General features: G+C 24.1%; 7 protein-coding genes and 1 tRNA gene. 7 read left to right on the top strand and 1 reads right to left on the bottom strand.

Annotation, left to right across the window (positions count from 1 at the left end; genetic code table 11):
• The 3 genes from GY791_19325 to GY791_19335 all read left to right on the top strand — a co-directional run bounded on the left by GY791_19325 (position 1) and on the right by GY791_19335 (position 5,633).
• Complete coding sequence (locus tag GY791_19325; GenBank protein ID MCP4330572.1) at positions 1 to 3,807, top strand: DNA-directed RNA polymerase subunit beta''; 3,807 nt, start codon at positions 1 to 3, stop codon at positions 3,805 to 3,807.
• A gap of 95 nt (positions 3,808 to 3,902) precedes the next feature.
• Positions 3,903 to 4,592: a 30S ribosomal protein S2 gene (gene rpsB / locus GY791_19330; GenBank protein MCP4330573.1), complete on the top strand. Its 690-nt coding sequence runs from the start codon at positions 3,903 to 3,905 to the stop codon at positions 4,590 to 4,592.
• Positions 4,593 to 5,560: 968 nt separating this feature from the next.
• Positions 5,561 to 5,633: transfer RNA gene (locus GY791_19335), tRNA-His, on the top strand.
• 42 nt (positions 5,634 to 5,675) lie between these two features.
• On the opposite strand, the gene GY791_19340 is transcribed toward GY791_19335, so the two are convergent.
• Complete coding sequence (locus GY791_19340) at positions 5,676 to 7,706, bottom strand: acetolactate synthase large subunit (protein MCP4330574.1); 2,031 nt, start codon at positions 7,704 to 7,706, stop codon at positions 5,676 to 5,678.
• A 762-nt stretch (positions 7,707 to 8,468) separates the two neighbouring features.
• Here GY791_19340 and hflB point away from each other — a divergent pair.
• From hflB to atpE, 4 genes are all read left to right on the top strand, one after another.
• Positions 8,469 to 10,178, top strand: a complete 1,710-nt coding sequence (gene hflB, locus GY791_19345; GenBank protein ID MCP4330575.1) for an ATP-dependent zinc metalloprotease FtsH — start codon at positions 8,469 to 8,471, stop codon at positions 10,176 to 10,178.
• A 93-nt stretch (positions 10,179 to 10,271) separates the two neighbouring features.
• Positions 10,272 to 10,898, top strand: a complete 627-nt coding sequence (locus GY791_19350; GenBank protein MCP4330576.1) for an elongation factor Ts — start codon at positions 10,272 to 10,274, stop codon at positions 10,896 to 10,898.
• Between the two features lie 101 nt (positions 10,899 to 10,999).
• Positions 11,000 to 11,716 (top strand): F0F1 ATP synthase subunit A, encoded by a 717-nt coding sequence (locus GY791_19355; GenBank protein ID MCP4330577.1) that lies wholly within the window; start codon positions 11,000 to 11,002, stop codon positions 11,714 to 11,716.
• A gap of 99 nt (positions 11,717 to 11,815) precedes the next feature.
• Positions 11,816 to 12,064, top strand: a complete 249-nt coding sequence (atpE, locus tag GY791_19360; protein MCP4330578.1) for an ATP synthase F0 subunit C — start codon at positions 11,816 to 11,818, stop codon at positions 12,062 to 12,064.
• Positions 12,065 to 12,159: the final 95 nt, after the last annotated feature.

Genomic DNA, 12,159 nt, shown 5'->3' on the forward strand with positions numbered 1-12,159 from the left:
ATGAAAGATAATTCAATATTATTTAATAATAACATTATTGATAAAAAAAAATTAAAAGAAATTATTGCTTGGGCTTTTTCAAATTTTGGATCTGTTAAAACAGCACATTTAATTGAAAAATTTAAAAATCTTGGTTTTAAATATGCAACTCAATCAGGCTTTTCTATAAGTATTGAAGATTTAACTGTACCACCATCTAAAGATTCTCTGATTAAAATAGCAGATATAAAGGTATTTCAAACTGAATTGAAAGCTAATCAAGGTAAAATAACAGAGAATGAACGGTTTCAACAAATTTTAAATACATGGGCTAATACGAGTGAAAAATTGAAAGATGCTGTAGTAGATTTTTTTAATAAAACAGATCCATTTAATCCTGTTTATATAATGGCTTTTTCCGGTGCAAGAGGTAATATTTCTCAAGTAAGACAACTAGTGGGTATGAGAGGTCTAATGTCTGATCCAAACGGTCAAATTATAGCCTTTCCTATAAAAAAAAATTTTAGAGAAGGATTAACTTTAACTGATTATATTATTTCAACATACGGAGCTAGAAAGGGATTAGTAGATACTGCTTTACGTACTGCAGATTCAGGCTATTTAACAAGACGATTAATTGATGTTGCTCAAGATATTATTATAAGAGAAAAAGATTGTGGAAGTAAATCCGGTATTTTAATAACAAATAATACTAATAATAAAAATTCCAAATCATTGTGGATAAATCAAATTTTTGGTCGAGTAACAGCACGAAAAATTATAAATCCACAAACAAAAAAATGTATAATATTTCCTAATAAACTTATAACAAAAGATTTAACTAAAAAAATTACTCAAAATAATATTAAACAAATTATTTTACGTTCACCATTAACATGTTTATCAAGACGCTCTATTTGCCAATATTGTTATGGATGGAACTTAGCTTCAGAGTTAATGATTAATCTAGGAGAAGCAGTTGGAATTATAGCTGCTCAGTCTATAGGTGAACCTGGAACACAATTAACAATGCGGACATTTCACACAGGAGGAGTTTTTACTAGCGAAAATATTCGTCAATTTTTTGCAAAAGACTCGGGTCAAATAAAGTTCTCAAAAGATATTAAAACAAATTTTTATCGTACTGAGTATGGGGAATGTATTTTAATTTGCGAAAATGAATCTAGTATTAATTTATATAATTATAAAAATAAAGTCTCTATCATAAAGGTATACCCAAAAACCAAAATTTTTGTTCAAAATGAAACATTTGTTAAACAACAAGATTTAATTCTTGAATATAATTTTCAATCACAGGAAAAGAATGAAGAAAATTCTATAACAAATGTTTATGTTAAAGAATCTGGAGAAATTAAAAATCAAACTCTCTTTTTATCAAATGATAAAAATAAAAATTTAACAAATAATTTAGTATGGGTATTGTCCGGTCATGTTTACACTATTCCTTTGAATAGTAGTCTTATTAATAAATCTTCTTCCATTTTTAAACAATCACAAAATTTTGCACATACTAAATTGGTAAATAAAATCGGAGGGATATTTAATTTATCACATTTATCTGACAATAATACTTTTAAAAACTTTTATATCTTTTATAACCATTTTGTATTAGATAAAAATCAAATTTACTTAATAAAAAATGTTAAAAAAATATCTAAAAAATTTAAGTGTACTTACTTTTTACATAATGAATATAAAATTCATTTGCAAATTCCAAAATTAGAACAACCAGTGAATCAAAAATTTAAAAAAATTGGTATTCTAGTTCAAAGAAAGTATAAAGTTAAAACTGGAGGAATTTTTTCAAATCCTACAAAATTTTATCAAAAAAAAAGAAATAATTCTCAACCTTCTAAAATAGGAGGAAGTATTTTATATATACCACAATATATTTATCCAGCAAACTGTGATTTTAATGAACTCACAGTAAAAAAGGGACAACAAATAAATGGAAAAACAAAATTATACAAAAATACTTATACAAATGCTTCTGGTTTAATTGATTATATTTTAATTGGAAATTTAATTCAAAAAATTTTGGTAAAACCTGGATTATTTATACAGGTAAAGGAAATAAAAAAAATAAAACAATATAATAATCAAATATTTTATCCAGGTGAAATAATTTTAAATAAAATTCAAATTAAACGTTTATGTTATAGTGAAATTAAGAATATTAATAAAAAAATACTTCTTTGTTTTTATCCAATAATTCGTTATGAAATAACAGAAAAATCTTTAAAATATAATTTATTCTCTAAAAATACAACTATTAAAATTGAAAAAATTAATTTAAATTGTATTTCAAATAATCGTTTATCTAAGAATCAACCTTTTTATTTAGTTCAACAAAGTCTTTATATAAAAAACCAAAATTCAGGGAATAATTTACTTAATAAAATAAGTTTAATTCCGAAATATAAAATAGAAAAACAAAAACATTTAAATTTACGTTTAAATTCATTAGAACAATTAATTATTCAAAAATACCAGTTTAATAATAGAATATTTAATAAAACAAAATTTTTAATAAATATTTTACAAAAACAATATGTGGAACCTTATTCTCAATTAGCAAATTATGGTATTTTAACAGAATCTCCTATTAACATTTTGAAAATTAAAGAACAATATAATCAAAACGAAAGAAAAGTTCTTTTTTTAAGTGATAATAATTTTAAAAATCTTTATTTAGAAAATAAGCAAATAGGATTTAAAAAAAGAAATTTTATAATATCTCAAGAACCATTTACTAATGCATTTATAAGTAAAAAATCGGGATTAATTGATAAGATTTCTGGAAATCAAATTTCTTTACGTTTTGGAACTCCTTATTTATTTTCACAATTTGCTGTAATTAAAAAATATAAAGGTGATTTAATAAAAAAAGGTGAATTATTAGGTCAAATTTATTATAAAAGTCTAAAAACAGCTGATATTGTTCAGGGATTACCAAAAGTAGAAGAAATTTTAGAAGCACGACGAACAAAATCAAGGACTACATTAATAAGAAAACCAGGAATAATTAGAAAAATTAAATCATTAAAAAATAATATTCAAGTTTTTGTTAGTGATAAAGATACATTTCATGTTTATTATTTATCAAAATCACAACGTTTATTAGTAAAAGAATCAGAGTTTGTCACAGTTGGTCAATCTTTAGTCGATACTACAACAAATTATCATAATATTTTATACATATTTTTTATTTATTATAAGAACTTAAATTTCTTAAACTTATACCAATCTGCTTATCGTAGCTTACGGAAAATTCAATCTCTTATTATAAAAGGTATTCAATCTGTATATTGGTCACAAGGAGTAAATATTGCCAATAAACATGTTGAAATTATTGTAAAACAAATGACAAGTAAAGTTAAAATAATTGATGCGGGTAGTTCCGCTTTTTTACCTGAAGAATTAATTGATTTAGAATATGTTAATTATATAAATAAATGTTTAAAAAAAAAGAATTATATAAAATTTGAGCCTATTTTATTAGGAATTACACGAGCATCGTTAAAAACAAATAGTTTTATTTCAGCTGCGAGTTTTCAATATACAACAAATATTTTAGCTGAAGCAGCAATTCGAGGTAAAATTGATTGGCTTCGTGGATTAAAGGAAAATATTATAGTGGGTCGTTTAATACCTAGTGGTACAGGTTTTAATCTGCATAGTGATATTTCATATATTGCAACAAGAATCCCTATGGATAAACAAAAAAATAATTTATTTATTCAAAACAAAAGACAAAAAAAGTATAATCGTATGCGGAATCGTATAAAATTTTTTAAAAAGACCTAGTCTTTTTTATTGTTAATAGGTAAAATGGTGTAAATTTAATATTAGTTTTATTGTAAAATTTATAGAATTATGTTATTAATTTATTAATAGTTTATATGTCTGAAATAAAATTATCAGAACTTATGGATGCTAGTGTACATTTTGGGCATAAGGTTAATCGTTGGAATCCAAAAATGCTACCTTATATTTATGGTGAAAATGGTGGTATTCATATTATAGATTTAATAAAAACAAAAAGCCTACTTCAACAAGCTTGTGATTTTCTTAAAAAAAGAACTAAACAAGATAAAAAGATCTTGTTTATTGGAACAAAAAGACAAACTGCATCAATTATTAAAAAAGAAGCACAACATTGTAATGCATTTTATATAAACAATCGGTGGTTAGGAGGAACACTAACAAATTGGGTAACAATAAAAAAATGTATTAAACGCTTAAATATTTTGGAAGAAGTTGAAAAAAATACTCAATTTAAAAATTTTCCGAAAAAAGAATCTTACAAATTAAAAAAAGAATTGAATCGCTTACGTAAATATTTTTCTGGAATAAAAAATATGGAAAAAAAACCAGATATTATAATAATTGCAAATCAGAAAGCTGATTTAACAGCAATTAAAGAAGCACGTAAGTTAGGAATATCTATTATTTCACTCCTTGATACAAATTGTAATCCTGAATTAGCTGATATTCCAATTCCGGCAAATGATGATGCAACAAAATCTATTCAATATATAATTGGAAAATTAGCGGATAGTATTTACTATGAAACTACTTTGAAAGAATAAGTTAACAATAATTTATTTTTAATTTAATTTATTCAATATTAATTGAAAATTAATTAAAAAAATATAAAAAGGAGTATTCAAGTAACAAAGCTAAGAAATTTATTATAAATATTAAGGACAAAATAAGATTTATTGGTTACTAATTTTTTATTAAAATTTATTGTTAATTATTTATAAATTATGTTACTAGCATTTAATTTTTTTCAGTTAATTTATAAAATATGTGATTTTATTTTTTGGCATTTTTATTTAACTACTCTTTTTATAGCATATATTATTGAAGCTATTAGTAGTTATTTTATTTTTCCAATTGTTTGGTTTACTGGTTATTTTCCAACTCTTATACCTCTTATTAATGAAAGTTTCTTAATAATGTTTTTTTTTATGCGTTTTATAATATTTCTTCTTAATATGCGTTATATTTTATTTTTATTTCCTAATCTTAATCCATATATTCAACCATGGTTTTTTATTGAACTTGCAACTAGGCCTTTAATTCGATTTAGTGAAATTCTTTTTCCAAAAATTTTTGGATTTGATGCTTCACTTTTTATTTTATTCTCAGTTTGTGAATCACTTTGTGAATTTTTATTGTATACACGGTTTATACCTCCAACATTATGATTATTTTAAATAATATTGTTTAAAAAAATTTTATATTATTTTTTATAATATAACAAATTTTATCCACCTCCCACAATAGTAATTATATTAATATGAAATTTGTTAGATAATAAAATATTATTCCATTCTTGTTGTAAACAAATTTTACCATTACATTCAACTATAATAAATTTATTTGAAAAATTAAAAAATTTAAGAATATCATTTAGAATTGGAATTTTATAAGTATAAAAACAATAAATTTTAGTATTTATTTTAAGAATAAAAGAATATAATTTTTGTTGTTTATGCATAAAAATTTTTCGTTTTTTTAATAGTATAAAAATTCTTTCATTTTAATTATGGTGAGCGTAGCCAAGTGGTTAAGGCATCGGGTTGTGATTCCGATATACGAGGGTTCAAATCCCTTCGTTCACCCTTTTAAAAATTTAAAAAAATTATTTAAAGTTTTATACAAATTTATTTATTTTTTAATCCTTCTAGAAAACCTAAAGACATTTCATAGATATAAGATAATAATGTCTCATGACTAACATCTTTTAAAAGATCTCCAAATTGGGTTCTTAATAAAATAGCTGATTTTTCTAAAATATCTGAAGAGATCATCCTAAAAATATCATCTTTTTCAATCATTGAAATATTAGATTCTCCTGGTTTTACCATAGGATAACAATTAGTTGTTTCCTCCACAATAATATCAACTAATATAGGTCCTTCTATTGCAATTAATTCTGCTATAGTTTGAGTTAAATTTATTGTTGAATTTATGCGAAATCCTGAAATTCCATATGTTTCAGCTAATTTTATTAGATCAGGTGCACCAGATTTCATTCTAGAATTAGAAAATCGTTTATCATAAAAAGATTCTTGCCATTGTCTAACCATTCCTTGCCAATAATTATTAATTACAAATATTTTTATAGGTAATTTATATTGCATAATTGTTCCTAATTCTTGTAAATTCATTTGAAAACTTGAGTCACCACTAATACAAACAACTATTTTTTCTGGGTGAGCTATTTGCATACCAATAGCAGCAGGTAAACCATAACCCATTGTTCCTAATCCAGAACTTGAAGCCCAATGATACGGAAGACAACTTATATATTGTGCAGCCCACATTTGATGTTGACCAACATCTGTACTAAAAAAAGCATTTGGTACTAATCTACCAATTTTATTAATTATCAGAGGACCAGTTAAGTCTCTTTTAAGATAATTTTCTTTTATATTATTTGTTATTCTCAACCTAATTTTAGAACTTTTTTCTTTTTGTTGTTGTATATAATTTAAATTAAATTTTTCTTTTTTTAAAACATTAGACCATTGATTATTTAAAGTATTTTTTTTTTGATCTTTTAATTCATAAAATTTTGAGATTAATGGTAAATGATATGCTTTTTTCCAGTTAAGAATTTTTTTTTGCCAACTTCCAATTTGTTTCGAATATACCCGATAATTAGCCTGTTCTAAACTTAAAATTATAAGATTTTGCAATATAGGTTTTATATGACCAAGAAGACCTAAATGTATTATTTTATTTTTATTAATTTCTGAAGAATCTACGTCAATATGTATAATTTTAGCTTTTTCAGCAAAACTACTTAATTTTCCAGTTACTCGATCATCAAATCTTGCTCCCATTGCAATAAGTAAGTCGCAATTATTTACTGTATAATTTGCATATGCTGTACCATGCATTCCTAACATACCAAGAGAAAGAGCATTGTTTTGATTAAAAATACCTTTTCCCATAAGAGTATAAGTAGTAGGAATATTAAAAAGTTGTTGAAAATAATTAACTTCATTTGTGGCCTTTATAGCACCACCACCAATATATAATAGTGGTCGTTTTGAACAACTTAATAAGAATAATATTGCATAAAATTGTTTTGAAAATAAAGGAAATCGAAATCTTATCTCTAAGATTCGAGCTATACTACTAGGCATTATTGGATTATAAGTTGAAACAAAATCTGCTCCCATATTTTTAGGTAAATCTATTAGAACTGGACCTGGACGACCATGTTGTGCTATATAAAAACCTTCAGCAATACAACGATTTATATCATTAATATCTTTGATAATATATGAATGTTTTATAATTGGTAATGTAATACCAAAAATATCAACTTCTTGAAAAGCATTACTTCCTAATAAATGTGTTGGGATTTGGCCTGTTATAACTAACAAAGGAATAGAATCCATATAAGCTGTTCCTATACCTGTTACAAGATTAGTAGCTCCTGGACCAGAAGTTGCAAAACAAACTCCAATAGAACCTGTAGCTCTTGAATATGCATCTGCTGCATGAACAGCAGATTGTTCATGACGTACTAAATAATGATTTACTAAATTATTAGATTGCCAATAGTATAGTTCATCATAAAGAGGTAAAATTGCTCCTCCTGGATAACCAAAAATAACTTTTACACCATGAGTTATTAATGTATCCATTAAAACATAAGCTCCAGTAATATTATTCTTCATATTAAAATTAAAAATTAAAAGTTTATTATTATTTTTTAGTATTTTGCCTCATATTATCAAACAACACAATAACAAGAACTAAGCTCATTAAATTATTATAATCTTTTTTTAATAAAATAATATATTAAAATAAAAAATCAATGAAATGAATATAATCCTTTGATAAATTTTAAAGACCAGATTTATTGAATATTCTAAAATATATTACTATTTTATTAATTTATTACTTTAATAATTTTTTCATATATTTTATACTATGGATTGTTCTTAATATTTATGGTTTTACATAAAAATATTTATCAGAATATTTTTCTCATTTTTTATACTAATTATAAATTATAATTACCAATAATTTAGTTTAAAAATCTTTTGATAATTTTTATTTTTTACAATTATTAAAAAATTTATTCTATAATCTTTTTTATTTGAATTAAATTTTTTATTTTAGTAACAATATTAAAATCAAGATTATAAGAAAAAATTATTTTATATTTTAATATTAATAACATAACAAAATTAAATATTATGAATAACAATTATTCGGTTAAAATCAAATTTATTATTATTAGTATATTTACAATTTTTTTAGCCTTTCTTTTAAATTCTCAAATAGTTGGGGAAAATTTATATTTAAATTCTAAAAATTCAAAAATAAATAATTTTGATATACAAAAATCACCAATTATTTTAAAAAATGATATTATAACTAAGGTAGAAAATAAAGCTAATTCTGATATTAATTATGGTAATTTTCTTAATTTTATGAAAAATGGAGATATTACGAAAATGCATTCTTATAAAAAAGGTCAAATAACTATTGTTGAAAATAAAAAATTAGATGATAAGATTCAAAAAGTAAAATTCAAAAGATTCGATAAGATATCTTCTTTAAATATTCTATTAAATGATGAAAAAGTAAATTTTATAACTCATCTTATAAAAGATGATCAATCTTTTTTTCTAAAATTAACAAATTATCTTATTCCAGTAATATTTTTATTAGGATTTATTTTTTTACTTCAACGAACTAGTAATAATATTTTTATAGGACCAAATCAATTAATGAATATTAGAAAGTCACAAGCTAAAATAAAAAAGTCAGCACAAACTGGTGTCTTTTTTGATATGGTAGCGGGAATTGATGAAGCAAAAGAAGAATTACAAGAAATTGTAACATTTTTAAAAACTCCAAAACGTTTTATAGAAGTTGGTGCTGTAATTCCTAAAGGAGTTCTTTTGGTAGGGCCACCAGGAACTGGGAAAACTTTATTAGCTAAAGCAGTTGCTGGTGAAGCAGGGGTCCCTTTTATTAGCATTTCTGGATCTGAATTTATAGAAATGTTTGTTGGTGTGGGTGCTTCAAGAGTAAGGGATTTATTTAAAACAGCAAAAAAAAATGCCCCTTGTCTTTTATTTATTGATGAAATTGATGCAATAGGTCGACAACGTGGTACTGGTATTGGTGGAAATAACGATGAACGTGAGCAAGCATTGAATCAACTTTTAACTGAAATGGATGGTTTTCGAAATAATACAGGAATAATTGTTATTGGTGCAACAAATAGAGTTGATTTTTTAGATGTTGCTTTATTAAGACCTGGACGGTTTAATCGACAAATTACTATATATTTACCTGATGTTAAAGGACGAAAAGAGATTTTAAAAATTCATGCTCGAAATAAAAAATTTGCAACAAATGTTTCTATAGAGGCAATAGCTCAACGTACACCAGGTTTTTCTGGTGCAGATCTTGCAAATTTGCTCAATGAGGCTGCAATAGGAAGTGCTAGACAAAATAATGAAACAATATCCATAATAAACATTAATTTAGCGTTTGACAGAATTATAGCAGGTTTAGAAGGTCAAAATTTAAAAGATGCTAAAAATAAAAGATTAATAGCATATCATGAAGGTGGGCATGCTATTGTTGGAACACTTTTACCTTATCATAATAAAGTAGAGAAAGTTACAATAATTCCACGTGGTCAAGCTCAAGGTTTAACTTGGTTTATACCAAATGAAAATCAAAAATTTATTTCTCAAGGAGAATTAACTGCTCATATTATTGGATTACTTGGTGGTCGTGCAGCCGAAGAAATTGTTTTTGGTGAGAAAGAAGTAACAACTGGTGCTATGAATGATTTTCAACGAGCAACACAAATAGCTCGACAAATGGTTACGGAATTTGGTATGTCTAAACTTGGTCCCATTTTTATAAAATTTGATAATAATGATACGTTTTTTTTAGGTCGTGAAATTGAATTACGATCAGAAGAATCTCAAAAAATGTTAAATTTAATTGATGATGAAGTAAATTCAATTATAAAATATTGTTATAATCAAGCTAGAAAAATAATTTTGAATAATCGTATTGTTCTTGATAATTTAGTAGAATATCTTATAAATAATGAGACTATAAATATGGATGAATTGGAAAATAATATAAAAGCTTATAGTTTAATACCAAAATAAGATTTTGGATTGTATAAATTGTTTTTTAAAAATATAAAATAATACTTACAATTCTTTTTTGTATTTAAAAAGAATAGTAAAATAAGAAAAAAAATGGAAAAAAAAGATAATAAAGAAAATACTATAGGGGTGAAAACTGAAATGGTTAGATTTTTACGTAAACAAACAGGAGTTAGTATAATAGCTTGTAAAAAAGCATTACAAATAGCAAAAGGAGATTATAATAAAGCAGTAAAAGAGTTAAAAATTCAAGGTTTTCTTTCTGCTGCAAAAAAAATAAAACGCCAAACTAACGCTGGATATATTTTTTCTTATGTACATCGTGGAAAAATAGGAGTTTTAGTTGAAATAAATTGTGAAACTGATTTTGTTGCAAAACATAAAATTTTTCAAAATTTAGGGAAAGATATAGCAATGCAAATAGCTTCATCTTCTGATGAAATTCAATATATTTCTGAGGAGGATATTCCTAAAAGTATTATAGAATATGAGCGAAAAATGGACTTAGAACGAGAAGATTTAAAGAATAAAGAACAAAAAATTAAAGATAAAGTAGTAATTGAAAGAATTCAAAAATTAAAAAAAAATAGAACTTTACTTAATCAAGAATTTATTAAAGATAAGAACATTACAATTGATGAACTTATTAAAAATAATATAATGATATTGGATGAAAAGATAAAAATTTCACGATTTTGTCGTTATATACTTAGAAATTAAATTTTTTAAATATAGTATAATAATAAATTATATAATAGTTTATAATTAAAAAAACTATTAACTAAGATTTAAAGTTTGATTATTATAAAAGAAATATTTATATGAATCTTTTGCTACCGTTATTATCGCAAATTGAAGTAGGAAAGCATTTATATTGGGAAATTAAAGGAATTACCATACATGGTCAAGTACTTCTTGTAAGTTGGTTTGTCATTTTTTTAATTATTTTAATATCTTTTTTAGGGACTTTTAGACGATCTCTTATACCTAATTCTTGGCAAAATTTTATGGAATTAGTTATTGAATTTATTGAAGATATTACTAAAAATCAAATTGGTGAAAATGAATACAAAGCATGGGTACCCTTTATTGGAACACTTTTTCTATTTATTCTTGGATGTAATTGGATAGGAACTTTTATTCCTTGGAAAATGATAAAACTTTCTAAAGGAGAGTTAGCAGCGCCAACTAATGATATTAATACAACAATGGCTTTATCTTTGTTAACTTCTATAATGTATTTTTATGCTGGTATTAAAAAAAAAGGTATTGCTTATTTTAAGAAGTATTTAGAACCAACACCAATACTTTTACCTATAAATGTATTGGAGGATTTCACTAAACCTTTATCTTTAAGTTTTCGACTATTTGGAAATATTTTAGCAGATGAATTAATAGTTTCTGTCTTAACAATGCTAGTGCCTTTAATTATACCATTACCAGTTATGATTCTTGGTGTTTTTACGAGTTCAATTCAAGCAATTATTTTTTCTACTTTAGCTGCAGCTTATATAGCTGAAGCATTAGAAGTACATTAAAGTCAATTTAAAATTAAAAGATTTTATTACGAGTTAATAAAATTTGTGAAATTTGTTAATTATCTACTTTTTTTATATTATTTAAATCAAATTTTTATTATGGATTCAATTATAGCTGCAGCATCTGTTATAGCAGCTGGGCTTGCTGTAGGTTTAGCTGCTATTGGACCTGGAATTGGGCAAGGTAATGCGGCAGGTCAAGCTGTTGAAGGAATTGCACGTCAACCTGAGGCAGAAAATAAAATTCGTGGTACTTTATTATTAAGTTTAGCATTTATGGAGGCATTAACTATTTATGGTTTAGTAGTTGCTTTATCTTTACTTTTTGCTAATCCTTTTATTAATTAATAGAAAATAAAAATATAAATGTTTTATTTTTATTTTATTATTAAATTTTATTATTCTTTTATTATTATTTTTAATAAAGTTTCTATCAAACAAAC

It is taken from the genome of Alphaproteobacteria bacterium, assembly GCA_024244705.1.
Classification (GTDB): domain Bacteria; phylum Pseudomonadota; class Alphaproteobacteria; order JAAEOK01; family JAAEOK01; genus JAAEOK01.